Annotated in this window: 24 protein-coding genes; 13 read left to right on the forward strand and 11 right to left on the reverse strand. The window is 47.6% G+C overall.

Translation table 11 applies throughout. From position 1 onward, the window contains the following. Positions 1 to 44: 44 nt before the first annotated feature. Complete coding sequence (locus tag MKY63_RS01200) at positions 45 to 365, forward strand: YtpI family protein (RefSeq protein ID WP_036678880.1); 321 nt, start codon at positions 45 to 47, stop codon at positions 363 to 365. A 124-nt stretch (positions 366 to 489) separates the two neighbouring features. On the opposite strand, the gene MKY63_RS01205 is transcribed toward MKY63_RS01200, so the two are convergent. Further along, complete coding sequence (locus MKY63_RS01205) at positions 490 to 1824, reverse strand: DRTGG domain-containing protein (RefSeq protein WP_036678878.1); 1335 nt, start codon at positions 1822 to 1824, stop codon at positions 490 to 492. Between the two features lie 300 nt (positions 1825 to 2124). On the opposite strand from MKY63_RS01205, the gene MKY63_RS01210 reads away from it, so the two are divergent. Then, complete coding sequence (locus tag MKY63_RS01210) at positions 2125 to 2856, forward strand: hypothetical protein (protein ID WP_038569661.1); 732 nt, start codon at positions 2125 to 2127, stop codon at positions 2854 to 2856. 187 nt (positions 2857 to 3043) lie between these two features. Next, positions 3044 to 3265, forward strand: coding sequence for a hypothetical protein (locus MKY63_RS01215; protein ID WP_076140868.1), 222 nt, complete (start codon positions 3044 to 3046; stop codon positions 3263 to 3265). A gap of 539 nt (positions 3266 to 3804) precedes the next feature. On the opposite strand, the gene MKY63_RS01220 is transcribed toward MKY63_RS01215, so the two are convergent. Further along, positions 3805 to 4086, reverse strand: a complete 282-nt coding sequence (locus MKY63_RS01220) for a hypothetical protein (RefSeq protein ID WP_036683968.1) — start codon at positions 4084 to 4086, stop codon at positions 3805 to 3807. 194 nt (positions 4087 to 4280) lie between these two features. Here MKY63_RS01220 and MKY63_RS01225 point away from each other — a divergent pair, with 194 nt between their 5' ends. Continuing rightward, positions 4281 to 4856 carry a hypothetical protein gene (locus MKY63_RS01225; protein WP_326046392.1) on the forward strand — a complete coding sequence of 192 codons (576 nt, stop codon included), beginning with the start codon at positions 4281 to 4283 and terminating at the stop codon, positions 4854 to 4856. A 130-nt stretch (positions 4857 to 4986) separates the two neighbouring features. Here MKY63_RS01225 and MKY63_RS01230 read toward each other — a convergent pair whose 3' ends face one another. Next, complete coding sequence (locus MKY63_RS01230) at positions 4987 to 5325, reverse strand: YlbF family regulator (protein ID WP_036683973.1); 339 nt, start codon at positions 5323 to 5325, stop codon at positions 4987 to 4989. Positions 5326 to 5694: 369 nt separating this feature from the next. Between MKY63_RS01230 and MKY63_RS01235 the strand changes: the two genes are divergently transcribed. From MKY63_RS01235 to MKY63_RS01260, 6 genes are read left to right on the forward strand one after another with little or no spacing between them, the layout of a single operon-like run. Next, positions 5695 to 7062, forward strand: coding sequence for a YheC/YheD family protein (locus MKY63_RS01235; protein ID WP_036683975.1), 1368 nt, complete (start codon positions 5695 to 5697; stop codon positions 7060 to 7062). Between the two features lie 10 nt (positions 7063 to 7072). Next, positions 7073 to 8239 carry a YheC/YheD family protein gene (locus MKY63_RS01240; RefSeq protein ID WP_051491304.1) on the forward strand — a complete coding sequence of 389 codons (1167 nt, stop codon included), beginning with the start codon at positions 7073 to 7075 and terminating at the stop codon, positions 8237 to 8239. Further along, positions 8240 to 9613 carry a YheC/YheD family protein gene (locus tag MKY63_RS01245; protein ID WP_036683976.1) on the forward strand — a complete coding sequence of 458 codons (1374 nt, stop codon included), beginning with the start codon at positions 8240 to 8242 and terminating at the stop codon, positions 9611 to 9613. It begins immediately after the preceding gene. Next, on the forward strand, positions 9610 to 10722 hold the full coding sequence (locus MKY63_RS01250) for a YheC/YheD family protein (protein WP_036683979.1): 1113 nt from the start codon (positions 9610 to 9612) through the stop codon (positions 10720 to 10722). Before MKY63_RS01245 ends, MKY63_RS01250 begins: the two co-directional genes overlap by 4 nt. A gap of 26 nt (positions 10723 to 10748) precedes the next feature. Next, complete coding sequence (locus MKY63_RS01255; RefSeq protein ID WP_036683981.1) at positions 10749 to 11267, forward strand: GNAT family N-acetyltransferase; 519 nt, start codon at positions 10749 to 10751, stop codon at positions 11265 to 11267. After that, positions 11249 to 12379 (forward strand): YheC/YheD family protein, encoded by a 1131-nt coding sequence (locus tag MKY63_RS01260; protein ID WP_036683982.1) that lies wholly within the window; start codon positions 11249 to 11251, stop codon positions 12377 to 12379. The genes MKY63_RS01255 and MKY63_RS01260 overlap by 19 nt, the downstream gene beginning before the upstream one ends. 76 nt (positions 12380 to 12455) lie before the next feature. Here the strand turns inward: MKY63_RS01260 and MKY63_RS01265 are convergent, their stop codons facing one another. The 5 genes from MKY63_RS01265 to MKY63_RS01285 form a co-directional block, all read right to left on the reverse strand. Continuing rightward, complete coding sequence (locus tag MKY63_RS01265; protein ID WP_036683984.1) at positions 12456 to 13841, reverse strand: sugar ABC transporter substrate-binding protein; 1386 nt, start codon at positions 13839 to 13841, stop codon at positions 12456 to 12458. A gap of 93 nt (positions 13842 to 13934) precedes the next feature. Further along, complete coding sequence (locus tag MKY63_RS01270) at positions 13935 to 15530, reverse strand: helix-turn-helix domain-containing protein (RefSeq protein WP_081386969.1); 1596 nt, start codon at positions 15528 to 15530, stop codon at positions 13935 to 13937. Between the two features lie 28 nt (positions 15531 to 15558). Beyond that, entirely contained in the window at positions 15559 to 17328 is a 1770-nt protein-coding gene (locus tag MKY63_RS01275; RefSeq protein WP_036683988.1) for a sensor histidine kinase, read from the reverse strand. A gap of 45 nt (positions 17329 to 17373) precedes the next feature. Continuing rightward, positions 17374 to 18195: a carbohydrate ABC transporter permease gene (locus tag MKY63_RS01280; RefSeq protein ID WP_232061512.1), complete on the reverse strand. Its 822-nt coding sequence runs from the start codon at positions 18193 to 18195 to the stop codon at positions 17374 to 17376. Positions 18196 to 18282: 87 nt separating this feature from the next. Beyond that, positions 18283 to 19179: a sugar ABC transporter permease gene (locus MKY63_RS01285; RefSeq protein WP_036683990.1), complete on the reverse strand. Its 897-nt coding sequence runs from the start codon at positions 19177 to 19179 to the stop codon at positions 18283 to 18285. 237 nt (positions 19180 to 19416) lie between these two features. On the opposite strand from MKY63_RS01285, the gene MKY63_RS01290 reads away from it, so the two are divergent. Together MKY63_RS01290 and MKY63_RS01295 are read left to right on the forward strand one after the other, a co-directional pair. Further along, positions 19417 to 21957 carry a heparinase II/III family protein gene (locus MKY63_RS01290; RefSeq protein WP_036683991.1) on the forward strand — a complete coding sequence of 847 codons (2541 nt, stop codon included), beginning with the start codon at positions 19417 to 19419 and terminating at the stop codon, positions 21955 to 21957. 26 nt (positions 21958 to 21983) lie between these two features. Then, positions 21984 to 22304: a cupin domain-containing protein gene (locus MKY63_RS01295; RefSeq protein WP_036683993.1), complete on the forward strand. Its 321-nt coding sequence runs from the start codon at positions 21984 to 21986 to the stop codon at positions 22302 to 22304. A gap of 67 nt (positions 22305 to 22371) precedes the next feature. Here MKY63_RS01295 and MKY63_RS01300 read toward each other — a convergent pair whose 3' ends face one another. Genes MKY63_RS01300 through MKY63_RS01310 form a run of 3 tightly spaced genes read right to left on the reverse strand, consistent with a single transcriptional unit; the run spans position 22372 to position 25477 of the window. Beyond that, a complete protein-coding gene (locus MKY63_RS01300) occupies positions 22372 to 23499 on the reverse strand; it encodes a glycoside hydrolase family 88 protein (protein ID WP_036683994.1) in 1128 nt (375 codons plus the stop codon). A 47-nt stretch (positions 23500 to 23546) separates the two neighbouring features. Then, complete coding sequence (locus tag MKY63_RS01305) at positions 23547 to 24569, reverse strand: alpha/beta hydrolase family protein (RefSeq protein ID WP_036683996.1); 1023 nt, start codon at positions 24567 to 24569, stop codon at positions 23547 to 23549. 17 nt (positions 24570 to 24586) lie between these two features. Continuing rightward, complete coding sequence (locus MKY63_RS01310; protein WP_036683998.1) at positions 24587 to 25477, reverse strand: pectinesterase family protein; 891 nt, start codon at positions 25475 to 25477, stop codon at positions 24587 to 24589. Between the two features lie 73 nt (positions 25478 to 25550). Here MKY63_RS01310 and MKY63_RS01315 point away from each other — a divergent pair, with 73 nt between their 5' ends. Next, complete coding sequence (locus MKY63_RS01315) at positions 25551 to 26432, forward strand: AraC family transcriptional regulator (RefSeq protein WP_339811284.1); 882 nt, start codon at positions 25551 to 25553, stop codon at positions 26430 to 26432. Positions 26433 to 26436: the final 4 nt, after the last annotated feature.

A 26436-nucleotide genomic window follows, 5' to 3' on the forward strand; every position in this document is an offset into this window, starting at 1 on the left:
TACTTCTTGGCTACTGCAAGACACGATAAAGGAGCTGGCTGTCCATGGTTTTATTTATCAAGTATTTATTGTTTATCCTGCTGGTGATCTTTGTAATCGGTGCCGCTGTGTTCAGCATATCCTCCCGCCGTGCCTTAAATCCCCAAGATAAAGGGCTGAAACGCTCCGTCATGAATGTGATGCTCGGTGCTATGCTCGTAACGCTATCCTTGATATCCATGTTTTTGTTTCGCGGCTCTACCGTTAATATTATTGTTGAAGCTGCCTTTCTGCTGATTGGTGCGTTCAACATCTTCTCGGGTCTACGCAGCTATAGTTTTTACAGCCGTAGCCGCAGCCAGGAACAACACCAGTCAAAAGCCTAGCTGCTGCTCTGACGGAATAGGAAAAGAATAAAATAGACTCCCCTCTCAATCAATGATGAGGGCAGTCTATTTAGCATGTATACGATCCTATTTACCGGATGCTATCCAGCTAGCAAACCATTCTTTAGCCATGATCAATGGATTGCAGCATCAGAACAGCTTTGGCTACCAGAGTATCCGAGTGGCTGATCTCAATCTCAAGCTTACAGGTACGGCGGCTGATTTCGAGCAGTCTCGGCATTACAATGATCGCGTGTTCGATCTGTACCGGTCGGATAAAATAAGTGGACATATTATCTAGTACATAATCATTTCCTGTGATATCCTTAGCTGCTTTAAATGCCGAAAGCGTCATAAGCGTAGACAATATTCCTTCAGAAATCGTCCCAAGATCCGTGGCCATCTGCGGCGTAATAAAGCCATGGAAGAACAATCGTCCCTCTTCGTCCCGCTCATCCGCAAAACCATTCCAAATGAGATGATCAAAAGTCTCTCCCAGCTGAGGTTGGTTCCGAACATCGCGTAAGCTTTGCAGCACTTCTTTACGGGTTAGGGAGCCTACCAGTTTGCGGTTACGGTCCACTATGGGCAGAAAATCCACGCCTTCCCACATCATGATCTGGGCCGCGGAGGCTAGTGAGGTTTGCAGTGCAGCCGTAACCGGACTGCGAATCATCGCTTTTTCAATGATCTGCCCTTCCGTCAATTCCTCTACATCACGGCGACCGATAATGCCAATGACTCGGTTCCATTCATCCGTAACGGGAAAGCGCTGCTCTCCAGTTTCCTCAGAAACCTGTCGTAGCTCGCCGACGGTGCTAGAGATTTTTAACGTATTCAGGCGCGGTTTGCTGTCGATAATATCCTCTACCAGCATAATTTTTTTCTTTATCAATCTATCAAAAATAGCACGGTTAATCATTGAAGCGACGGTAAACGTGTCATGTCTCGAAGAAATAATGGGAAGATCCAGCTCGTCTGCCAATGCCTTCACTTCACGGCTCGTCCCGAAGCCCCCTGTCACCAGAACCCCTGCACCCTGCTCCAGCGCCAGAGAGTGAACATCATCACGGTTACCCACAATCAACAGACTGTCAGCGTCTATATAACGGATCATCGCATCGACCTTCATCGCCCCGATCACGTATTTATGCAGATGTTTATTTAGTCCACTTGCCCCGCCAAGCACATGCCCTTCAACAATATCAACTACATCGCCAAACGTCAGCTGCTCTGAAATGTTCCGAGGTTTCTTTTCTACACGAACTGTACCAATCCGTTCCTTCGTGATGACTATCCCGAGATTCTCAGCTTCCTTCACTGCACGGTAAGCAGTCCCTTCGCTGACTAACATTTCTTTGGCGAGCTTGCGAACAGATATTTTGGTACCTACCTTAAGACTTTCAATATGCTGCAGCAGTTGCTCGTGTTTAGTAATCGCATCGCCTTGACCTTCCAACTGTTACACCCCCATGCTCCGATCTGTACTATACTGTACCTATTATACAACGATAGAATGGCTCAGTACAACCGATTCATAAGCTTCGGATTCGAATTTCACTCTCCTTACACAATCTACGATTAAGGTAGGTATTGCCACATAGCAAGTTTGAAAACCACCTTAAAATCGAATTTTTTGAAACTGAATATCTCTGATGCGTTTTAAGCTGACCTTAAAAATTCGCTGCCTTTATTTAGCAACCTTTTCCTCTTTTTTATAGTCTGAGAATTAATGAATGTGTAAAGGAGCATTGAAGATATGAACAAGACCGCTTTATTACTACTTACCCTTACTTTGCTTTTCATAGGACTGGTCAGCTGTGGAAATACGGGAAACGAAATAAAACAAGCAGACCAGATAGAGCTGGATGCAAATAATATAGTTTCTATCAACTTAATTGAAAGAAAACAGCCAACGACGACTATTTCTGATACATCCTCCTTTGAACGTTTCGTTCAAGCCATAACTACTGCTGAATATGATAGAGGACAACTAGATATTGCTCCCAGCGATTACAGAACCACTGTGAACATGAAGGATGGCATAAGTTATGAATTCTCTTTTTGGATCGTCGGAAGTAACAATGGGTTACTCATTAAATCAGGACAAATGGGCCACTATCGCCTGTCAGATACCAGCAAAAAGGATCTATTGGACTTGTTTCAATCAACTTTTAATGAAGATAAGAATTCATCAGAAGACACTGTTAACCCACAGCCCCCAAGCGTTCAAGTTACTGTTGGCGGTGAGCAGTTCGAGGCTATTCAAGGCTCTTATTGCTGGACCGACAATGGCAAAGGCGTATGTGTGGATATGGCTTCTTACGATGAGCTGGTTTCCAAACAGAAGGTACATCCCAAAGCCATCAGCGGTGATCAGGTAGAACTCGAATTCTCATATGCACCCAAGGAGATGGAGGTTATGGCTTCATTTCCTGGTGGGGAACGACCAGACGAAGCCCTTTCCGTGGACAAAACTCGCAGCAGGTAGCGGCAGACACCTATATATCATCCATGCAAGATGGCCTCAGGGAAGCGCCAGTTATGTATTTGAAGTTCAATGCTCGGTCAGTAAAAAGTAATCGGATTGTTTTTGCTTAACACGTGGATGGGATGGTCGGATGATGGTCGGATGATGGTAGGATGGTAGGATGGTAGGATGGTAGGATGGTAGGATTATGTCCATCCTCTCTACGATCAGGAAAAAAGTTTATACTATCGACGTGAAAGGAGCTGAGCTTATGCAATTTCTTTTTATACTCGCGGTCCTCGTTCCTGCAGTGTGGTATTACGCGGCTCTTGGTAAACGGATATCTGCCGAAGAAAAGAAGGCTGGAAGAGATCTCACCAATGAGAAAATAACATTTAACCCCCTGCAAGCAATACAGGGGGCATATTAAAGCCCACTGGCTTAGGCTAGTGGGCTTTTTCGTATGAGTGTGTCTTTTTTGTATGCCTCTTTGTGTGACTTTTACGCTTTGCGCGGCATTCTACGGTATTTATACCTCTCTTTTGGCTACTTTTACGATTTGCGCGGCATTCTACGGTATTTATACTTCTCTTTTCACGTCTTTTGCGTTTTGCCCGGCATTCTACGGTATTTATACCTTTCTTTTGGCTACTTTGGTGTTTTGCCCGGCATTCTACGGTATTTATACTTCTCTTTTCACGACTTTTGCGTTTTGCCCGGCATTCTACGGTATTTATACCTTTCTTTTGGCTACTTTGGTGTTTTGCGCGGCATTCTAAGGCATTTATACTTCTCTTTTAGCTACTTCTACGCTTTCCGCGGCATTCTACGGTATTTATACTTCTCTTTTGGCTACTTTTACGATTTGCGCGGCATTCTAAGGCATTTTTGCCTCTCTTTGCACGACTGCCGTGCTTTTCGAGAGACCTGAAGCTAATCTAGCTTTTTTAGTAATCGACCCCAACTCTATTATCTTTGCGAAACTCTAGTTTCTTCATTCCACTTTGTCTGCCATTGCTCCAGCTTTGCTTTTCGCACAGCTTCCAAACGTTTGGTCTTTTCCTCATCAACCCCGATAATAAAATGCAGATGTGCCGCAATGACCATAAACGCAAAAAGTGACCAGACGACTCCAAAACCAAACACCCAACTCGGTCCATTCGCAAGCGAAAGCTTCGGCAGTGCATACAAAAGCATGGCCAACGCCAGCAAGAGATAGACACCGTGTTTGAACTTGTTTCTTTTTCTCATTAATAACAGCTCCTTCGTAGACAGGATATTCGATTGAATCTATATCTCTACTCTATGAACATGAGGCCCGTAATATGAGACAAGTCCATTAAAAATATAACCTTTTCAAAATTATGTATAAAAGGTTAGCATTTATATAGCAAGAGACGCTTATATATGAGATGATGATTTCATTTAGGGGAGGCGTTTTTGAATTGAATGCAGCTTATAATCATACCGAATACATAATTCGCAAAAAGGTATTTTCGATCATGGGTGCGAAACTTCATATTTTTGACAGCTCTGAGCAGCTTGTGCTCTATTCACAAATGAAAGCGTTCAAGCTTAAAGAAGACATTGCACTTTATACGGATGAATCTATGCAGAAGGAGCTTCTGCGCATAAAAGCCCGTAGCGTCGTCGATTTTAGCGCTACTTATGATGTACACGATACAGAGTCCGGTGAGCATATTGGTGCTTTTCGCCGTAAGGGTCTCAAATCTATTTTGAAGGATGAATGGATTATTCTTGACCGTCATGATCAGGAAATCGGAAAAATCAAGGAAGACAGCACCGCGATGGCTTTACTGCACCGCTTCATCGCTATTATTCCGCAGAAATATAATATCGAGATGGATGATACTACGATCCCTGCCTTCAAGCAAAATTTCAATCCATTTGTCACCAAAATTATGGCTGACTTCTCGGAGGATCGAAAAGGCAAGCTTGATCGCCGCTTAGGTTTGGCAGCTGGTATTCTTCTCTGCGCAGTCGAAGGTAAACAAGATTAGTTGAGGTTGAGGTTGAGGTTGAGGTTGAGGTCGAGCTTAGGCTAGCCATATAGTCACAGCCACAAGAAAGAGGGTGCTTCCAGAGCCATCGGCTTCGGGAACACCCTCTTTTGATTTTCATTGCTGAAATTTATTCACCGTACAATTGGGACAAACTCTCGGTGATAATTTTATTTACATCCTCGATTACAACGCTCAGACGGCGTTCCGCATCGAACAGACGACGAATGCCAAGATTCAAATTAAGCACCTCGAACAGCTTCTCCATCTTTTCCATTTCTTCCTGTGGAGGCATTTCTCCGCTCATCATCCGTTGTTGCAGCTCCATCTGACCTTGGCGGAAATTGTCCAGCATCGCTTTCGCTTCAGGATCCGTTTCTACGACCTTCATGGCATTTCTGATGTCCGATACCTCGCTGCTCTCTTTAATGGCTTTCGCCAGTTCATGTGCTTTGTCGTGAATGCTCATTATGATTCCTCCTAAAAGTTTTGTTAGCGTACACTTCCTATCGTCTTCGTGCAAAACTCACTTCGGAAGCTTACGCTTAGGTTTTGTAACAGCTGCTTCCTGAATCTACTCTGCTCTAAAAACTCACTTCGGAAACTTACGCTTAAGTTTTGTTAGCAGCTGCTTCCTGAATCCACGCTGCTTTAGTTTCCAATATTCGCTCATTCCATACTTGTTTCGCTTCTTGGGCCGAGCTTATGAAATGACTGGGCAAGGTTTTTAGCGGTTAGGTCAATCACCAAGGGTCATCTGTCTCCATATGATGAATGATATGTAACCCTTAGCTACCAAATTGCCGGCATCATGCTGCCTACCGGAAGGAGATCCACGATGTCCCAATTCAAGATCCCGGTCCATACGGTCAACTCGGGCATCCTGCAGGAAAACGCTATAATGCTTGGCGAAAAATCCATGAAAAGACTCAAAATCCCGTCTCACGGAACACTCCAGCTGGCATTCGGCTCTTTCCGGCAGGAGGTTACCATTATCTCGGCTCCCAAATCCGACATCCTGCGTGTAAGCGAAGGACTGGCGCGGCGGACCGGATGGAAACACCGACAAACCCTCAACGTTTCTTACAGCTCTGTAAGCCGTACCTTGCGGCTTGGACCGTTGATCGGCGTGCTCGTCAGTCGTGACCATCCAGATAATCTCGACAGGTTGTTTGGACCCATTACCATGTTCTGCCGGGAATTGACAAATGCCTGCCACACACAAGGCGCCTATGTATATTTCTTTACCCCGGAAGCGCTGGAAACACGCAGTTCTTCCATTCAGGGCTGGGTATACAACGAGGGTTGGAGAAAAATGAGTCTGCCCATTGCCGATGTAATCAACAATCGGTTAACGACGCGAAAGGTGGAGAATAAACCTAGCGTACAGCATTTTTTGGCGGATGTAAAATCGCGATATGGAACGCATTTCTTCAACGAAAAATTTCTTGACAAGACAGAGGTATTTGAAGCTTTAGCGCAAGACCCTTCCCTGCAGCGGTATTTACCTGAATCGCATGCGTTGAACGGCTTTGCCGTAATGAAGAAGATGTGCAGCCATTACCCAAGTGTATTTTTGAAACCTGTACGAGGCAGTCTCGGCAAAGGCATACTTCGTATCTCTAAAGAAGAAGGCGGAGGTTACCGTCTATTGTCTACTACCTCCATAGGTACACGCAAGCAAAGCTACACCACTCTCGCTAAATTGTACCAGTCCATCGCTCCCAAAATGAAGACCACTCGATACCAGATTCAGCAGGGATTGCCTTTGATGGAGCTAGGAAGGCGACCTGTAGATTTCCGGGCACTTGTTCAGAAGAATGGCAGCGGAAAATGGGGGGTTACCTCCATTGTCGCCCGCACCGCCGGCAGCAATCACTTCGTGTCTAATTTAGCTAGAGGTGGCAGTCTCAGCACTGTAAAAGAAGCAGTTAGCAAGAGCAGTCTTCCTCCGGGCGCAAAAGAAAACGTTCAGCTTCAGCTGCCCAGAGCAGCACTTGCCATTGCAAGAGGGGTCGAAACCTTTATCCCCGCTCATTTCGGAGAGCTCGGAATCGATCTGGCACTGGATCAATCAGGACGAATATGGCTCTTAGAGGTTAACTCCAAGCCCTCCAAGAACGATAATACACCGTTAAACGATCAAAAAATAAGACCGTCCGTCAAGCAAATGATTTTATATTGCCGCTACTTGGCCGGTTTATAAGGAGGACACGATGACTGAAACAGAAGTGGGGTTCCTCGGCATTATGACAGGCCGCCGCAACGGGAATCCACCGATCGCCGAGCCAGAGTTTTGCAGTCATTTATGCCGGGCAGCTCCTCTATACAGCCTAAAAGTCCTCGTATTTCATCCAGACGGAGTAGCGGCAGACGGGTCCTCCATTACCGGTTATACCTGGAAAGATGGAAGCTGGCGGAATACCACTTCTTCTCCGCCAGATATTATCTATAATCGCTGCTTTTACGAAGGTCCGAAAGAAAGAAAAGAAGCTTCCGCTGCTCTCTCTACTCTTCATCGTTCCCTGCCTTGGTCTCGAGGTTTACCAGATAAATGGGGTGTACATGAGATATTGAAGCGCGACCGGAGAGCAGCGGCAATACTGCCGGAAACTGTACTCTATACCGGTAACCGCAGGTTAAGTACAATGCTTGCTGAAAGAGAATATGGAGTCTTTCTAAAGCCCAAGGCCGGCACCCATGGCAAACGTACATTACATGCCATACTGCAGAACAGAGGCATGAGAGTACGAGGGCGTGACGGAACAAATACACCCTTTCAATATGTTTTCGACTCACAGGCTGAAGGACTGAACTGGATTCATGAATTTATCGGCTCACGCCGCTATATTATACAGCCTTTCCTGCACCTAACTAATAGTAAGGGGCAACCGTTCGATGTGCGTGTATTGATGCAAAAGAATGGCCTTGGCCGCTGGACTCTTACCGGCATGGCCGTACGGCTGGGTAACCAAGGTTCGCTGACTTCGAACCTGCATGGCGGCGGAACAGCTGTTTCTCCCCTGCCTTTTTTGCTTGCAGAATATGGTCAGGGTGGAAAAGACATCATGCGTGAGCTTGCTGCAGAAGCTGCATACTTGCCTCCCCTACTGGAGGCTGCATGCGGCAGGCTTGGAGAACTCGGCCTTGATTTCGGTATTGATTCGAGCGGTCGGATTCATTTACTAGAAGCAAATTCCAAGCCAGGGCGCACGGTATTCCGGCTGACGGGCGACCGCCGGGCTGCTAAGCTCGCCGCCGAGAATCCACTGTCTTATGCGCGCCATCTACTGCTCACACAACGACGGATACCATCCCTATCTACGGACAGCTCCGTTACAAACGGGAGAATGATAACAATGGTTCCTAAGGAGGATTCATAAATGAGTCTCACTTTTTGCAATGTGCATTTCACTAAGCAGCCCCAAAGAGTTGTATATGTATCAGGTGCACTGATGAAAAGCTTGAAGTTAACCGGGAAAAAAAATATACGCTTAAGGCTCGGTAAAGATGCCACCCCGACCATGATCAAGCCCATCAAGCGCGCCGGAAATCACCTATATCTCGCCTCAGGCGTAAAAAGCGCTATCAAGGTTCCGAAATCAGGCGGTGTCTATTTACGCAATCTACAGAATGACGAGGTGCAGCTAGGACCTTTAGTTGGCATATTGTCCGATGGTCCTGCTTCCTCGTCTCAGCCTTTCGGTTCTCGCACAGGGTTCATCAAGCAATTACTGCGGGAAGGCAGCAACAAATGTTATATATTTGCCTTTATGCCGCGTGACATCAACTGGCAACAGGAACAGGTCTATGGATATTTTTTGACTTCAAGCGGTAAGTTTGAACGAAAAATGGTCCCTCTGCCTGATGTTGTCTATAATCGCTTGCCCAGTCGGAGAGCTGAGACCTCACCCTATATCAACCAACTTCGCGAACGATTTATGCGGAAAAGAATTCCATACTTTAACTGGAGCTTTTTCAATAAATCCGATATCTATAAGCTTTTAGAAAATGATGGGGCGGCAAATCGTTATGTTCCTGAAACCCACAGCAATCCGTCCACGGAAAAAATGAGAGAAATGCTGGATCACCATCATTTTGTATACTATAAACCTTCTGCGGGAAGTCTGGGGCACGGCATTTATCGGCTTACCTATCTCCCGAAAAAGGGGTATTTTGCCCGCTACCGCCGCGGTGGAAAAAACGTTCTTTTACGCTTTACCACCTTTGAAGCCCTTATGCGTATGCTTCGTTCGCGTCACGGTCAAAATCTGCAAAATTATATAGTTCAGCAGGGAATACGTCTCATTGAAATAGATGGCTGCCCGATTGATTTCCGGTTCCATATGCATAAAAACGGCAGTAATCAGTGGATTGTAGTCGGCATAGGCGCTAAAAAAGCCGGCCGTGGCAGTGTCACCACTCACCTTAAAAATGGAGGAGCATTGCTTACACCTCAGCAAGCACTCGGACGTGTATTCGGCGCAAGAGCTGACGAAGTACTGCAGCGTGCAAAGACTACAGCCATCAAGCTGGCAGAATCACTAGAAGTCCAGCATCGTCATTTGCTCGGTGAAATTGGCTTTGATCTCGGAATTGATCAGGATGAAGACATCTGGATGTTCGAGGCCAACGCCAAACCAGGTCGTTCCATCTTCCGTCACCCTTCCCTGCGCGCTGAGGGCAAAGCTTCCATCGAGCACATTCTGGAGCATTGTCTATACCTCAGCAAATTCCGCAGGAGGGATGAGATGTGAGCACCCATAATCCGGAAGATACAAAACCTGTTATTGCCATACTGACAACCAGCGATAAAGTACGGCAATTTAATGGCAACCGCAGCAACTTCCGGGACATTATTCGCACAGGCAAAGAAATGGGATTTCTTGTCTACGTCGTCACTGTCCGTGACCTCAAGCTTGAGGAACGGATGGTGAACGGATATGTCCCATCGTCCAGCGGTAAAATCTGGTACAGCATTCCTGTACCTCTTCCACAAATCATTTATAACCGAATTCCCACCCGTGAGGATGAGGAAAAACCTGCTGTGGTACGTAAAATAGCTCAATGCCTGGAACATCCAGGCATTAAGCTATATAATCCATATTTTTTCAATAAATGGAGTCTATTCGAATGGTTAAGGGGTTCGCACTCCACCTCAAAGCATGTTCCAAAAACGAGACGATTACGCAGTGCAAACACCCTTACTGCCATGCTGAACCAGCATACCAGCCTCTACCTTAAACCAGAGAACGGCAAAGCAGGAAAAGGAATTATGCGCCTGAAATATCGTGCAGATACCGCTTTGCCTTACCGGCTTCAAATTCAAAGCGGCAAAAAAAATGTGACGTACAAAGCAGCTTCCATGGACCGGCTCTGGGCAAGAATCGGAAAAGAAAAAGGAATCTCTCGTTATATTGTGCAGCAGGCTATTGAACTGGCGACTCATCGGGGAAGACCGTTTGATCTGCGGGTGCTGCTGCAAAAAAACAGCAGAGGCGGCTGGGGAGTGACCGGCATAGGCGCACGCCTCGCCGGTGCCCGAAGTATAACGACACATGTACCACGCGGCGGTAGTATTGAAGAGCCTGCCAGCATGCTGGAAAGTACATTTGGAACCGAAAGAGCAGCCATGATCCTGAAGAGCGTGCCTACAACCGCCCTTCTTATCGCTAGACAAATCGAAAGAGCTTCTGACTCTATGCTCGGAGAGATGTCGATGGATCTGGGTGTAGATGAGAACGGGGGACTCTGGTTCTTTGAGGCCAACTCCCGGCCGATGAAATTTGATGAACCCGCGATCCGCAAGCTGTCCCTAGAGCGAATCTTTCACTACGGCCAGCACTTAGCGCGCCAGTTTAAATAGAAATCATTAAAAGGATGTGACACAGCATGCAGATATCCTCCATCTATGACACAAATGCCAAACAGTGGAAATCACGGCTGGCTGGACTGCTTGAGTTTATAAGAGCGCATGGGGAGAAGCGAATCACAAACCAAGCTTGCAAAGTACTGGCCCGTTTAACACCGGATCAGTTGTCAGAGCCGGGTATCTCGCTGCTTGTCGCCACCGTACGCGGTCAGAATGGGCGCCAGCTCGCAGGAGTCAGCTTCGTATCCGGTTTCGGTGCAGAAGCCTGTCTTGTCGCTGTGCACCCCTTCTACCGGAATAGACATACCGGCACTGCCTTAATGGCTGCCCAGCTGAAACGCCTCGGGCATCTTCAATGCAGTGTTGCCTGTGACAATACAGCTAGCCTAAAGATGTGCTTCAATATCGGCCTTGCTGCCGACACACTTACCACTGGTCCTACCGGCAAGCCAACATTACTGCTCCGGTCACCCCATCATACCGGCAGCACTACTAATTCTCCACAAGAAGGTGAACTCCTGTGCCAGAGCCCGTCTTAGGCATTCTTACTTTATATATTAACGAAGCCAAGCAGCTTGAAGAAAAGGCCGTGTACCGGAGAATGATCGTCGAGGGCAAACGAATTGGCTTGGATGTCTTTGTATTCACTCCCATGGATGTTCATCCCAGTAAAGAGCAGATCCATGCCCTTGTCTTTGATCCCAAGAGCGGAAAATGGTCACGCAAATGGCGTTCTTTTCCGAACATGATTTATGACCGTTGCCGTATTCAGCGCAGCTCACGCTTTCAGCAACTGCTTCGTTTCCGAGAACGCTACAATCATCTGTTATTTCTGAATCGTCCACTGCGCAACAAATGGACCATTCACCAAACCTTCTCACAAAAAAGCCGTTTCCGGCAACATATGCCAGAAACTTTACTCTATCAGTCCTCTGCCGACCTGCGCCGGATGCTGAAAACCAATTCAGTAGTCTATATCAAGCCGGCAAACGGCACAGGTGGACGTGGCATCCTCAGAATTGAGAGAATGAAGAATGGGCGTGGGGTATATGATATTCAAGGCCGTCGCCAGGATCGCCGAATCATTCCCACACGTAAAGTCTCTTCTACTCGGCTGGATTCCATCGTACGGCAATGGTGCATCGGCGGACGTTTCCTTATCCAACAGGGGATTCCATTACGTCTGCCGGGCGGACGTTTCCATGATTACCGGATGCTCGTTCAAAAGAATGGGCAAGGTGTCTGGGAACTCACAGGTATGGCAGCACGGGTTGGTGCAGCGCGGAGTGTAACCTCCAATCTTCATGGCGGTGGTCATGCCGTTCGAGCAGAAACGCTGCTGAAGGAATGGCTGGGTAGTCAGGATAAAACCGATAAGGTCATGAAGACTGCCGAGAGGTTAGGTCTTGATGCCGCAGCCTTCCTGGAAGAAAGTTACGGAGCCTTATGTGAGCTTGCATTGGACCTCGCCATTGATCGCGAAGGGAAAATTTACGTGCTGGAGGTTAATCCAAAGCCCGCCCGTGAAGTGTTCGCAAGATCAGGTGACGGAACCACATACCGCAAAGCCCTTATTCGCCCTCTGGAATACGCGCTGTGGCTCTACAATAACAAAGGAACCCCCAGCACAGCTAAAACGACTGAGGAATAAAAGTTATCTTAATAGTCATCAAAAAAAGACGCCCCTAGCTCGTATTAATACGAAGCCGAAGGGGCGTCTTTTTGATTTATTTGGCCAGTGATCCCTGCAGGGAACCTGCATCGAAGTCCGGCTGTGCTTCGATATCGGTGTCACCTGCGGCTTTGGCTTTTTCAAGTGCCGCATTATAGCGAGTATTCAAGTCCTGAAGCTCTTTATCTAAATCTCCACCACCAAAAATATATCTATTGAAGACATCAACCTTCTTTAGTCCTTCCAGACGTCCTTCACTAATGACCATCGGAGTCGCTGGATAAATCCCGTCTAACTTTGTAGGCAGAAAATCTTCAATCCCTGCAATGTCTGGTGCCTTAGCAACAGTAGCGACCGATGGAATAACCGAAACCCCATACCCTGCTTCCTGGTAAGCAATCTGTACATCATCACTGTACATCCATTCAATAAACTTCCAAGCTTCTTCCTTATGCTTCGAATCCTTGCTCATAGCCAAATAACTTCCTGCAATAACTTGGCTGACACCCTTCTGCTCCCCGTCAATGGTTGGAGGAATCGCAGCTGCCCAGCGAATTTCAGTTGGGAATTGGGTTTTGTAGACCGTCGGCTCAACGGAATGGTTGAAATACATACCGATCTTGCCTTGAGCAAATTGCGCACGCAGCGGGTCGATATCAAGCGATTCCGATCCTGGCATCATGCTTCCATCCACTTTAATCTGCCGCAGCGCCTCAGCAACCTCTTTATATACGCTAAAATCAAATTGCCCGGTCTGGAAGTCGAAGCCCTCTGTGCCCTTAGTCTTGCTAAGTGTTGTTATTGGATAAGCGATACGCTCAAATCCGCTGGTACTTTTGAAATTACCCGCGAAGCCGTAAGCGCCTATATCTTTTCCCGCTTCCGTAATTTTCTTGGCATCCTCGACCATCTCTGCGAGTGTGGTAGGCGGCTCTGTAATGCCAGCCTTCTCGAACAAATCTACGTTATAGATGAGGCGCCAGAACTGACCGATATTGGGAAGGCTATATATTTTGCCGTCAACGGTATTTTTCTCGTTGATAAGTACGTTCTCGAACCGGCTCTTCATCTCTGGTGAAATGTAGCTATCAAAAGATTCCAGATACCCTCTTTTGACCCACGTTGGCACGTTATAAGTATCCACCCGGAGAATATCAGGCGCCTGCATGCTGGAGAAGGCAATATCCACCGACTGGGTATAGTTCTCTGCCATAACCTTCATTTCAATCTCAATATTGGGATTAAGACCTTCATACTCGCTGATTTTTTGTTCAATAAAATCAGAATCGTGACGATCAATGGTCCAGTAGACCAATTTTGTTTTTTCGGAGTTTGTATTGCTGCTGCTTACCTCCGTATTAGATTCGGATGATGAACAGGCGGCCAACGAGCCAGCCAGCATCAGCGAAACTCCAGCTAATATCCATTTGTTTCTTTTCATCTAAAATGCCTCCCTTTTCTTTTGAAATCGCATTCATTTCTTAAGAAAATTATAATTCCGCTGCCCTTTTATCAGTGAAGGAGAAAACAACTGTCAATGGGAGACGAAATCACTGTTTCCCTCTACTTTGGGCAAGGTATATTTTGCACGAAAGTCCGTCGGCGTCATTCCGGTGTATTTTTTGAACTGCTCTGTAAAATAGGGACGATCCTCATAGCCCAAAGAGATGGCAATATCCTGAACCTGTATGCCTTCCAGCACTAGCTCCTTGGCTTTGTCCATTCGTCTCCCGATAATATATTGGGCGAGTGTCATCCCCGTCTCCTTTTTAAAAAGATTGGAGAAGTAGCTAGGACTAAGATGCACCTCCCGTGCACAGTCGGCGACGGATAGATTTCGATGCAGATTGCCATTGATATGAGTGATGGCCCGATCCACAAGCATACGCGCGTCACTGCATTGGCGTTGTTGCAAATACGTACAGCCCAAACGGCAAAATTCCCGAATCTGGCGGCTAAGATCTTCAAAAGAGACTGCACTGCTCATGTCTGCAAGTTTGTTTTCCAGAGTTTTAACTTCCGAATCTGTTGCTTTTTCCGAAAAAATCCGATGGATAGAATGAGCCAGTTCAAGACAGAGTGTCTTAACGATGGACGGGTTAGGCGTTGCCGGTGCAGTAATCCAATCATGCCAAATGTTATCCAGCTGCTCCTCTGCTTTGGACAAATTTGCCGAACGCAGACAATAAAGCAATTCTTTCTCCTTGTCATATGAGTATCTGGGTAGCACGGCATTCACGACTGCATCTTCAACATAGGTGTACACGCTGTTCCCACCATTTAGAAAGGTGTTTGCAAGTGCAGACAGTGCCTGCGCATAGGAAGCAGAAAGCTGCCCTACCTCTTCTACCTCTCCACCCAGTCCAATGGACACCGTCTGGTACGTATACCGATGTACATTTTCCCGGCATTTCTCTGCAAGTTGCTCCATATTCGGCTCCGCCAGAGGGTTCATCACAATAACGAATTGATTCACATTTTCCCGGAACACAATTCCCCGAGTGTATTCAGATATTGTATTTTCCAAAATATTCTGTACGGCAAAGCGGATTAACTCCACCTCGGAAACCGTAAGTTCTGATGTACGTTCCACAAAAAAATCCACTTCCGCTACCATCACGCAAAAGTTATGGTTATTCATCTCGATATTGTAAAAATCCCACTGCTGGCTCAAATGCTGCTGTCTAGTTCCGTAACGGATGAGCAGACGCATATATTCCTGACGCAAATAGGGTAAGCTCTCGCGCAGCTTTTGTTCCATGCCCATCATCTGCTCAGCTTGACTGCGTTCCCGTTCCAACACTTCCTTGGCCTTCAACACGGATTCAAGCACTTGAACCTTGGTGTACGGTTTTACAATCAGATCAAAGGCACCCAGCTTAACAGCTTCCTGGGCATAAGTGAAATCAGAATAACCCGTCAAAAAAATCAGTTTGATGCCTGGCTGCTCCGCTTGAAGGCTCCGCATCATCTCTAAACCATCCTTAAAAGGCATTCGGATATCCGTCAATACGATGTCAGGACGATGCTTGCGGATCTGCTCCAGACCTTCTTCCCCGTCTGCCGCGGTGGCCGCGATCACAATCCCATGTTCCTCCCAAGGAATCCGCTGCGACAATCCGCGGACCACTGCAGGAATATCATCAACAATACATATTTTAATTGAATGGGCGCTCAGGATTTATTCCCCCTTCCACAGGAATGGATAGAACAGCTTCGGTTTCAACACGCGGACTGCTTCGAAAGACCAATCCGGCTTCTTTGCCGTAGTACAGCTGCAGTCGGCTACATATATTAGACAGAGCGTACCCTCCACTGCCGTTCGGCTCCTTCAGCCAGGCATTGAGTTTCTCCGCATTCATGCCGGTTCCGTTATCGGTAACCCGGATGAGCAGTGTATTTTTGGCTACTTCTACGGAGATCCGGATCACTCCCCCTCCCCTTAATTCCTTAAGACCGTGCAGGATAGAGTTCTCTACCAAGGGCTGAATAATAATTTTCAACACAGGAAGCTCCAGCAGTTCCACTCCGGCATCAATTGTATAGTCAAACAACCCTTCATAACATTGCTGCTGAAGGTTTAGATACTGGCGGACATGTTCCAGTTCCTTGCCTAAGGTCGTAATTTCCTGCCCGTTGTTCAGTCCCAGCTGAAACAGCGCAGACAGCGAAATGACCATCTGTTTCACGTCCTCATATTCATCCATCTCACATTTCCAGAAAATCGTGTTTAATGTGTTATATAAAAAATGAGGCTCGATCTGCGCCTGAAGCGCCTTGATCTCCGCTTTTCTCTTTTCTTTTTCTGTATCCTTGACTTCAACAATCAACTCGCCGATCCGGTCTAACATCTGGTTAAATTTGCGTCCTGCCTCCCCAATCTCATCCTGGAAAGGACTCTGGAAGCGAGCACTGAGATCCTCCTGCTCTACACGAGACATCGTCCGTTGCAGTTTCAGCAGCGGTCCCAGTAGCAAAGCGGACAGATACCTTGCAAGAAAAAGCGCGATGACGATACATGCCGCCATGATCATCAACACCAGCCATTGAATACTCCGAACAGGTTGCAGCAGTTCCTTTTTGGACAGGTAGCTGACCAACACCCAGTCTTTTGCATACCCTGAACTGGCATAGCTGAGCAGCATTGTCCCGTCACCAGCGGAATATTCAAAATTACCCCGGTCCGCCTCCCTCAGTTTGTCTAAAAACACAGAGTCCCGAGACCATTCCGGGCGTTCCCCGTCTCCGAAGACGCTTGTTCCCTCTTTATTGATCAGTAAAAAACGCGCGGAGCCAAGACTCCCGCCTCCACTTACAGTATCTTCAAGAATGTCCTCTTTTACATTAACGATCAAAAATAGATCAGGGACATAATTGTCTGTAAGCGGCTGCAAGACTAGAGAAATAACATGATGTTTCCCGGCAAATAGCTCGTCCCGATGGCTCTCCACCCAATTGGATTCAGGTTTCTCCTTAACCCGTTGGTACAGCGAAGATTCTAGAAATGGGGTCAAGGTTCTGCGCTGATTGCTGGTAGAGTAGAAATCCCCGTCTGGCGTACTGATCAAGATAGATTCAATAGAGTTTTCCGTCAACTCTACCTGCGTGAAGGGCGCTTGCAGCATAGAAAAATTGGCAAAAAAACGTTCCATATTATGAGCTTTAATATCCCGGATGGTCTGCTGATAAGCTTCGCTCAACATCATCGTGGAGGAAGCCACAATGATTTGCTTTAACTTCTGGTCTAGGACATTGATTGACTGATTCAGCACATTTTGATTTAACTCGACAGAGTTACGCTCCATCGCCCGAGAAGCAATGGAGTAAGCCAATAAACCGGTGACTGAAATACAGAATACCGTCAGTGCGGTAAAAGATAGCCATATTCTTTTCTTCAAAGAGGTACGATAAACCCAGGCCTTCAGCATGTATTCACATCCTTCTTGAATAGCTGTCCGAAGCCCGCCCCGAATTTAGCCCTTTACAGAGCCAGCTGTCATCTGCATGAACGATTTATTAGCGAAAATATAGACAACAATCATTGGCAACATGGACAGACATGCACCCGCGAGCATCAATTGAGGTTGCGCCGCATCGCCGATACCATATTTTAGCCCCGCCAATCCTACGGTGAGTGTCTGTAATTTTGGCTGTGTCATAGTAAAAACCAGCGGCAGAATATATTCGTTCCATGCTCCGCGGAAGGTCCAGAGCGCCGTGACTCCAAGGGCGGGCGTCAGAAGAGGTAAGATAACTCGAAAGTATACGCTATAGAAATTACAGCCGTCAATAAAAGCAGCCTCATCCAGATCCTTCGGAATCGCTCGTACAAAACCAATCAACATAAAAAATGCCGTGGCATGCGCACTAATCAGAATAATAATGACACCCCATAACGATTTCTGTAGATTAAGCGCTACCATAAGGTCAAATTGTGGCCGAAGCACCACAGCACCGATCGAGATGAACAGCGTGCAGGACTGAATTACAACATATATGCGTTTCCCATAAAAATCGACTCTCGCTACCGCATATGCGGCCATCGTTCCAATTAATAGAGTGCCTAAGGTGGTAAAGATACTGATAAACACACTGTTCCATGTAAAGCGGGCAAAGTTAGCCGAATTCCAAGCCTGCGCGTAGTTTCCAATCTGCCATGACTTAGGCAGCAAGGTGGTTCCTGTCGTCAACTCCAGATTGGTCTTAAGGGATCCGAAAAAAGCCAGAATAATCGGAAACAACGCAAAAGCCGCCACTATAAGTAGAAAAATCCACAGCAAGGTCCGGGACAGCACCGCTCGGGTCTTGAAGGATCGGACAGGCTGGACCGAAGTGTTCTTCGTCTCCGCATGTAATGTACTCACTGTTCATTCTCCTCTCTTTTAATAGATATCATTTAGCTTTTTAGATACATAAAAGTAGACCAAGGTAATCAGACCTACAATAACTGCTGTGGCAAAACCAACCGCACTACCGTAGCCAAATTGCTGAATGCTTGTACCTCCACTGGATACAGGGAAGAACAGCTTATACAGGTACAGGTACATAACTTCCGTCTTGCCATAAGGACCGCCTTCGGTAAGCACCATAATACTCTCATAGCCTTTTAGGGAGGCGGTAATAGCGAGCATAATGATCATTTGCAATACAGGTCCGAGCATGGGAACGGTGATGTTCCACATTTTTCTGAAGGGTCCAGCTCCATCTATAGATGCCGCCTCATAGAGATCCTCAGGAATGTTCTGTAAACCAGCGATAAAGAGCAGCATATAGTTACCGATAGCCCCCCATATCGCAATCATAATAGCTGTTAGTAAGGCATATTTCGGCCCTAGCCAATCTATCGGAGCGGAAATAATTCCAGAGCCGACCAATAGCTGGTTAACCATCCCATTGTATGAATTAAAGATAACGTAGAATACGATGGCCATAACCGAAGCACTGATTACGGTCGGCATAAAGTAAATCGCTCTTAGCAGCTGCCGCCCTTTTAGTGCACGGTTAAGGACAACCGCCAGTAAAAATGATAATGGCAAGGTGATGAGCAGCTTGCCTCCAGCGTAGATAAAGGTGTTGACCACTGACTTCCAGAATTCCTTATCCCTTAATAAGCGCTCGAAATTCTCCAGTCCGATAAACAGGGGTTCGCCGAAGCCCTGGTAATCATAGAACATGTACTTCAGAGCCCAAAAGATCGGATATACTCCAAAAACCAGCGTCAGAATCAAACTGGGAGCAACGAAGGTCCAGGCGTTAATTTGACGTTTTGATAAATTCATTTATTGTTCCTCCTGTCCATTGGACTAAGCTTATGTCCTTAATGATAATTCTATCCGTTCGTAACGGTTAGGGAGAAAGCGACTGCGCTTGGGGGAGAATTTCACTTTTTCAGTTGCTTTGTCCCCTTTCCTTCATTTGTTTATCTATCCCGTCCTTCGTAAAGCCACATTTATACTAAATTAAGAGAAAGCTCACAAACGAACCATGACTACTTTACAAGGAGGTTAGAACTACCGATGATTTCAGCATATGGTGGCGGTACACGCCCCTTCGGATGTTATACCGAAGGAGAGCTGGAGGGCATACGCCTTAGAATCGAACAGCTTCCCAAGGTCCGGCAAGAGTACGAAAGACAACGGCAGCTATCTGAACAATTTGCCAGCCGAGAAGCTGCTGCGCCACTCCATAAACTCGGCGTGTTCCGGGTAGAACCCTTTGTTTTTAAAACCCCTCCCAGTACGGCCTTCCTGAAGCTTTCTGTACAGATTCGGGGAAAGGGCACGGCACGCATCGGGGGCTTGCGTCTGACTCATTCGCAGCTTGGCTTGCCGGTTGAACTAGCGAATGGCGGTCTAGAATCTGGGATGCTGGGGTGGAGTCAGGACCGAGAAAACGGAAGCAAAGTATATCTAGAGAAATTGGCCAGCTGGCAGCAGGGTCTTCAGCCATCTGGTGTGACTCCATCTGGCGCTAGTCTGGCAGACGATTTGCAATGTATCTGCATCAGTAATGAGGAAGTGAAGGGATTGACAATCCTTCATTATGGAGAGACCATACCTGTATACGAAGGTGATCATTACAGCGTGCAGACAGCACTCAGTCTGGAAGCTCCTCTAGACGAAGGAATCTGCATCGGGGTCCATTTTCTAAATGCTGCGGGGCAGCCGTTGGGAACCGAGCAGCTCTCCCCGCTTTTTAATCGGCCGACGCTTACCAATTGGGCCTACCTGCTGGAGGCTACGGGAACGGACGCCAATATGTATATGATCACGGGTGAAAGTGAATTTGCGGTTCGAGCCAAGCAAAAGCTCCAGTACATGCTTGCCGATATGCGGGTAGGCATGGATATTTTCCGTAGAGACGGCTGGCATGACGATGATACTTACGGCGCGGTGCATATCGGGAGGGGGCTCGCTGCTGCTTCGGTAATCTACGATCAGATTGCTGGCAGCAGTGTATTCCTCACTGGAGAAGAAACCGAACTTCTCGCTCATTTCCGGTATATCGCAGACATGATGATGGATACCCACTACTACCGGTTTGATCTGGAGACCTTCCCAGATGAAAAGGGAGGAAAACGCAGTAATTGGAATGCCGACCGGGCAACCGGACTGGGTGTATATGCCCTCCTCTTTCCCAATGAAAAACAAAGTGAGGCATATCTTGATCATGCCCTCTCTGTCATCAACTGGCAGCTGGCAGAAGTGGTGGATTCAGACGGCGCATGGCCAGAAAATATTCGCTACCATGGCGCAGTATTGCATCGCTATTTTCTCTTCTTCGTCCTATTAAAGCGTTTGAAGGGCATTGATTATTTCAAGCATAAAAAGGTTAAGGGCATGTACCGTTTCCTAATCGGCACAGTGACTGTACCCGATATTATTCAAGGAGGCTCTTCTGGCTCCCCCATCCTGCTTACACCAGCGGTCGGCGATGCCAATGTGCAGGAACAATGGTTTCGCCTGCTTGGATACGCTGCCCCATTCTATATGGACGAAGACCCCCAGCTTGCCGGGGAAATGCTCTGGACGTGGAAGCACGGCGGAGAACCGATTGAGGATAGTGGCGCATTTCCTCTGCCTCTGGTCGCGCTGTTATATCCACAGCCCGATTTAGCAGAACAAAGGCCTGCACTCGACTCCGTACATTATCCCGATATCGGTTATGTCATCTTCCGCAACGGAGAACAGAACCTTCAGCATTATGCAATCTACGAGGCTTCACCGCTGACTTATCACGCTCATCACGATGAAGGGCACTTCTCCATCTGGGCAGATGGTGTTCCAGTAACCCTTGATTCTGGAACGGGAGGTTATTATAACGGGGATCGGCATTGGTATGTATCCAGCGCAGCTCATAATGTTGTCCAATTTACCGATTCATTCGGAAATTTTGCCAATGGGCCACTGCAAAGCACTTGCAAGGAAGTACGCTTCTCAGAAGAGTTAGATCATGCCAGCAGTCTTATTCCAGATGCTAACGCCAGGGAATATGAGCGGAATTTCTTATTCATTAAAGCAGGCTTTAACGTCTACTTGATATGGGATCGAATCGAGGGAGCATCGAACAGCGTCTGGAATCTGCATACACTCAGTACTGATGCAAGTATAATGGAGCAATCCATTGATGCAGCTTGCCTGAACGGCAAGCACCTAAGCGCTTATATCGCCGAGCCAGAACTTCCAGTGATTACAATGGGAGAAGGCGCTGTAGCCGGGAATTATCCGCTGGCAGAGCAGCAACATTTCCGTGTTTATGGTGGTACAAGCGACTACGTCATTCTGCTTCATCCCCGGACAGAAGATGCTCCTTCACTACAGCTTGAACAGCTTGATTATGAAGAGGCTGTCGAAGGAGTACGCTTGTACAGGATATCCCGTACGGATGGAAAATGGTTTATCGCCGCCATCAACGGCACCAAGGAGGAACGCCTTGTTACTGTTCCGGGTCTCGGACCGCTTAGGCTTCTCGGAGAACCTGAGTCAACGTCCGGGCAACCTGAACCAACCCAATTAAGAATTGAGGCAGGCAAAATTCACATCGCCATGCCCCGATAACTATATAGAAGGAGGAAGATTAGAACATGAGCAATCTTGGAGTATGGGAACCAGCAGAACCGGGAGTTAAACGCTGTATCTTGAATGCTGCAGCCAGTCTGATGATGATGGAGGTTCATTTCGAAAAGGGAGCCGAGGGCTATGAGCATAGCCATCCTCACGAGCAGATGAGCTACTGTCTGCGTGGAAGCTTTGAATTTCGTATTGACGGCGAGAAGCATAAGGTAACCGCGGGGCAAAGTATTGCCATACCGCCAGATGCAAAGCACGGTGTAACCGCATTGGAAGCAGACTCCGCGCTGCTCGATGTCTTTACACCAATCCGCGAGGATCTGCTGAAACGCTAATAAATATATATCTGGCAGCAAAAAAAGGCCCAATCATTCCATTTCTTAGGGAATGATTGGGCTTCTGTTATTTTTCAGCTTGGTACCGTTCCACTTCAAGTGATGCTAATAACAATGGAGCGACGCCCATAGGCACATCCGACAGTACGTCCTCAGAGATATAGTAATCGTATGAGCCATTACGGTCTTTGCTCAGACCCGCTCCATGACAAATCTGGTGCAAGTGAACACCTTGTTCATCCTCTTCAGTCAAATGCGTCAGAATGCCTTCATATCCTTGCAACATCGCCTCTATAAAAGAGGGTTCCAGATAACCTAATCTTAGTCCCTTAGCCATCGCATAAACAAACATGCACGAGCCGGAAGCTTCAAGATAATTGCCTTTTCTCCCCGCTTGATCTAACACCTGGTACCAGAGGCCAGTCTCCTTGTCTTGAACCTCCAGAAGCGCGCCGCACATCCGCTGGAAAATGCCAATGATCGTCCCCCGCTGCGGATGAGTGAGCGGAAAATGCTCCAGGCAATCAACCACAGCCATCGCATACCATCCCATCGCCCGGCTCCAGAAATGAGAGGACAATCCGGTAGACGAGTCAGCCCATTCCTGCTCTTTGGATTCATCCCAGCCATGATAGAGCAGGCCGGTCCGTGGATCACGGGTCCGTCGCTCAACCAGCAGCAGCTGATGCGCCGCTTCGTCAATCAGTTCAGGTCGTTGAAAGACCTTGCCATATTCCGCTAAGAATGGCGATGCCATGTACAGCCCGTCCAGCCACATCTGGAAAGGGTATACCTTCTTATGCCAGAATCCCCCTTCGGAGGTGCGGGGATGTCCAATAAGCTGTGCGGCCAGCAAATGGGCTGCTTCAGCATACCGTTTTTCTCCGGTTTTCTGGTATAGCAGGAACAGGTTTTTCCCCTCGTTAATCTGGTCCAGATTATATTCTTCCAGCCTGTAGGTACGGATGGAACCATCTTCTCCAATAAATGTGTCCATATGCCGCTCCATAAAGGAGATATACTCAGGCTGGTCGAGCTGAACACCCGCCCGGGCCATTGCCATCAGCAACATGCCCGGAACATACGCCCATCTTTCCAGCACATATTCATGCTCTCCCTGCTTGTTGCACCCTCCAAGAATCGTATTCGCAATTTTACTGGACAAGCGAACGGTTGTTGCTTCAGTTATAGACATCCTTATTCCTCCTTCGTTTGTCATCCATATGAAGTCTAATCTTATGCTCAGGTGAGCTGCTTGCGCAGCCAGGCAAAGGCTGGTTCACCATGAATCTCATGACCTCCGGTGAAGAAGTCCGCTTCTACCTGTCCGATATGATTCGCCGACCTGTAAATCGTCTGCAACTGGGTTAAAGCAGATTTTGTTCCGCGCGGGCCAAACAGATGATCGGCATCTCCCGATTCGAGGAACAGGCCACGTGGGGCAATGAGGCCCAGTAGATCAGGCATCTCCGCTTCCAGCAAAATCCCTGGAATATAATTGTCAAGGCAATGATTGCGTGTCAGAATACTGTCCACGAAAGTATTGGCATACCCGCTTACGACCGCACAAGCGATTCGTTCGTCAAGTGCAGCTGTGAAGCCAGCTACCAGTCCTCCACCGGAAATACCCATAATTCCAATCCGTTCGCTTTCAACCTCTTTTCTTGTCTGCAAATAATCCAGTGCCCGCATGGTTTCGTAGATACGGTAGCCGGCCATCGTCTTCCCAACCATCAACAATGCTGATGACAGGCGGAAGCAGGAATTACGTCCAGGCTCCCCGCTTGTTAGGTCTTCTTCCAGTCGTCTGTCGCCAAAGCCGAACAGCTCCGGAGCCGCCACTACAAAACCCTGTTTTACCAGTGAAACAGCGAAGTCCTTGTGCAGCCCGGGATCTCCCTGCCGATCCGATCCGTCCGGATTCAAGCCTACGATCTCCCGGCTTCCATAGCCATGTCCATGAATGGCAAGAACGGCAGGGGCAGGGGTAGAGAACGGCTGATCCGGGATCAAAAGATACAGCGGCATGCGCAACCCTTCATAGGTAGTTATCTCTATACGTTCACGGGTATACCCGGAGCAGACGGTACGTTCCAGCAGAACCGGTTGCAGCTCCTCAGCTATTTCTGGAAAGCCACCTAATCGCTCCGTAAATGCTGCGGTAAGCTCATCGCGCCATTGCTGAAAGGGTATATCTTTGCTGAAAGCCGAGTTGCGTTGAGCTGAACCAGATAGTTCTTTCATGTATTGTTCCAGAGGCTCCATCCGAAGTGCTCCTTCCCTTAATATCCTTCAGGATGCCAGCCATCAAGCACGGACAGCACCCTATACTCCGCAGCTTCCTGTGGAATCAGCTGCCGCGACCATGCAGCTCTGGCTTCGGGATTAGCTCCCGGTCCACTGCTGCCATATTCTTCATAGCGGCTAGTTTCCTCCCTGTCCGGCTGCCCCCAATTATGCCAGCCTTCGCCGATAATCGAACTGTCCATGACCGTGCGGATAAAAGCAACATGTGCATAAGGGCGCCAAGGTCTGCCAAGATACACTTCACTTACACCTTGACCGCCAGTAATTTCACAATCGAGGAATACATAACCAAACGATGCGTCTTCAGGCGTTGATGCGGCTGTAATATATCCTCTGGAACGTTTGTTATGCAGCCGGCAACGTTCAAACAAAGCCGTAGCCGCGCCAAAAATATAATCCACATCGCCTTCAATGTAGCATTCGTTATAATATTGCTTCCCTTGCCCTGTATACAAAGTATCCTGATCACCCAGCAGGCGTACACGCCGGAATACAGCATGACCAGCATCAACAAAAGCAGCCACCGCCTGGCCAGTGCCGGGACCTGATGCATTTCGAATGGTCAGATTTTCAGCCGTGAAATGCTCAGCGAATACATTCAAGGTGCCGGATTTGAACGTGCCAAGCGGCTCTCCGTCCGGTCCTAAAGTATGGGCGTTGTCTGACCAGGTAATGATGGTGGAATTCGTGTCTTCCCCCAATAGCAGAACCGGAGGCGTTCCCTGTTTCACTGTAATTTTTTCCTCGTAAATGCCGGGTTTGATACGAATCGTCACTTCTTCCTTGTGTTCCTGTGGAATTGAATCCAACGCTGCCTGTAGACTACTGAATCCTTCGTCGACACTCTTAGAGACTGTAATTAACATCTGCGGCTCCTTTCCTATCAACCTGAGTTTATTCTATAATAACCGTAACGCTTCGTAAGAGAAGAGGAGAATTATGACTAGCCTGATTAGCCCCAATCACAAATATCATATTGAAGAAGACCGCTACAGCATCCAACATATGAAACGTAAAGGCATCACTGCTATGCCACGTCCCCACAGCCATGACTTAGCCGAGCTGTACTATCTGATACAAGGGGAGCGGGTATACTTTGTGGACGACCGAGTCATTACGGTTCATAAGGGTGAGCTTATTCTTATCTCCGGCCGGGAGCTTCATTCCACAGCAAGCTCGGAAGTAGCCGAGTTCGAGCGGATTCTGATCAACTATGATCCTGCTCTTCTACCGCCTTCCCTGCAGAATGAAGCCATCTGGTTTCATGACCGCGGGTACCGCTTGTTCAAGCTGACCCTGCGCGAGCAGGACGAAGCGGAAATCCTAATGAACCGGATGCTGGAAGAATGCCGGTTGCAGCGGCCGTATTACGAAACCAGCGTAATCGCTTTATTCGCCGAGCTGATGATTCTCCTTCAGCGTTCAGAGAGTATCTCACAAGCTGGAGGGACGAAACATCCGCTCCATCATCTAGTAACTGATGTAGCCACCTATATCCGCGATCACTACCGTGAGACCCTTACTCTGGAAGAGACTGCAAGTAATTTTTACATTAGTCCTTCATACTTGAGCCGGGTATTTCACCGATTGACGGGTTTTCACTTTCGGGAATACATCGTTCATGTCCGTGTAAGGGAAGCCGAACGCCTGCTTGTCGGATCTACAGGCAAAATCCAGGAGATCGCCTCCGCTGTCGGATTTGAACATCTTTCCCATTTCAATAAAACATTCAAAAAATCAACCGGTCTGACCCCGCTCCAATACCGAAAAGAAGCAAGGTCACACCCACGGAAGTTCAAGACGGATTTCCATCATCCATAGAATT

It is taken from the genome of Paenibacillus sp. FSL R7-0189 (assembly GCF_037969925.1).
GTDB classification, from domain to species: domain Bacteria; phylum Bacillota; class Bacilli; order Paenibacillales; family Paenibacillaceae; genus Paenibacillus_AQ; species Paenibacillus_AQ odorifer.

What these genes read in the sequence shown, in the direction of transcription:
- MKY63_RS01300 (WP_036683994.1), bottom strand. Translation starts at nt 23,499, where the DNA reads ATGTCTATAACTGAAGCAACAACCGTTCGCTTGTCCAGTAAAATTGCG.
- MKY63_RS01230 (WP_036683973.1), bottom strand. Translation starts at nt 5,325, where the DNA reads ATGAGCATTCACGACAAAGCACATGAACTGGCGAAAGCCATTAAAGAG.
- MKY63_RS01315 (WP_339811284.1), top strand. Translation starts at nt 25,551, where the DNA reads ATGACTAGCCTGATTAGCCCCAATCACAAATATCATATTGAAGAAGAC.
- MKY63_RS01295 (WP_036683993.1), top strand. Translation starts at nt 21,984, where the DNA reads ATGAGCAATCTTGGAGTATGGGAACCAGCAGAACCGGGAGTTAAACGC.
- MKY63_RS01305 (WP_036683996.1), bottom strand. Translation starts at nt 24,569, where the DNA reads ATGGAGCCTCTGGAACAATACATGAAAGAACTATCTGGTTCAGCTCAA.
- MKY63_RS01290 (WP_036683991.1), top strand. Translation starts at nt 19,417, where the DNA reads ATGATTTCAGCATATGGTGGCGGTACACGCCCCTTCGGATGTTATACC.
- MKY63_RS01310 (WP_036683998.1), bottom strand. Translation starts at nt 25,477, where the DNA reads ATGTTAATTACAGTCTCTAAGAGTGTCGACGAAGGATTCAGTAGTCTA.
- MKY63_RS01235 (WP_036683975.1), top strand. Translation starts at nt 5,695, where the DNA reads ATGTCCCAATTCAAGATCCCGGTCCATACGGTCAACTCGGGCATCCTG.
- MKY63_RS01275 (WP_036683988.1), bottom strand. Translation starts at nt 17,328, where the DNA reads ATGCTGAAGGCCTGGGTTTATCGTACCTCTTTGAAGAAAAGAATATGG.
- MKY63_RS01265 (WP_036683984.1), bottom strand. Translation starts at nt 13,841, where the DNA reads ATGAAAAGAAACAAATGGATATTAGCTGGAGTTTCGCTGATGCTGGCT.
- MKY63_RS01240 (WP_051491304.1), top strand. Translation starts at nt 7,073, where the DNA reads ATGACTGAAACAGAAGTGGGGTTCCTCGGCATTATGACAGGCCGCCGC.
- MKY63_RS01285 (WP_036683990.1), bottom strand. Translation starts at nt 19,179, where the DNA reads ATGAATTTATCAAAACGTCAAATTAACGCCTGGACCTTCGTTGCTCCC.
- MKY63_RS01245 (WP_036683976.1), top strand. Translation starts at nt 8,240, where the DNA reads ATGAGTCTCACTTTTTGCAATGTGCATTTCACTAAGCAGCCCCAAAGA.
- MKY63_RS01215 (WP_076140868.1), top strand. Translation starts at nt 3,044, where the DNA reads ATGTCCATCCTCTCTACGATCAGGAAAAAAGTTTATACTATCGACGTG.
- MKY63_RS01210 (WP_038569661.1), top strand. Translation starts at nt 2,125, where the DNA reads ATGAACAAGACCGCTTTATTACTACTTACCCTTACTTTGCTTTTCATA.
- MKY63_RS01255 (WP_036683981.1), top strand. Translation starts at nt 10,749, where the DNA reads ATGCAGATATCCTCCATCTATGACACAAATGCCAAACAGTGGAAATCA.
- MKY63_RS01220 (WP_036683968.1), bottom strand. Translation starts at nt 4,086, where the DNA reads ATGAGAAAAAGAAACAAGTTCAAACACGGTGTCTATCTCTTGCTGGCG.
- MKY63_RS01200 (WP_036678880.1), top strand. Translation starts at nt 45, where the DNA reads ATGGTTTTATTTATCAAGTATTTATTGTTTATCCTGCTGGTGATCTTT.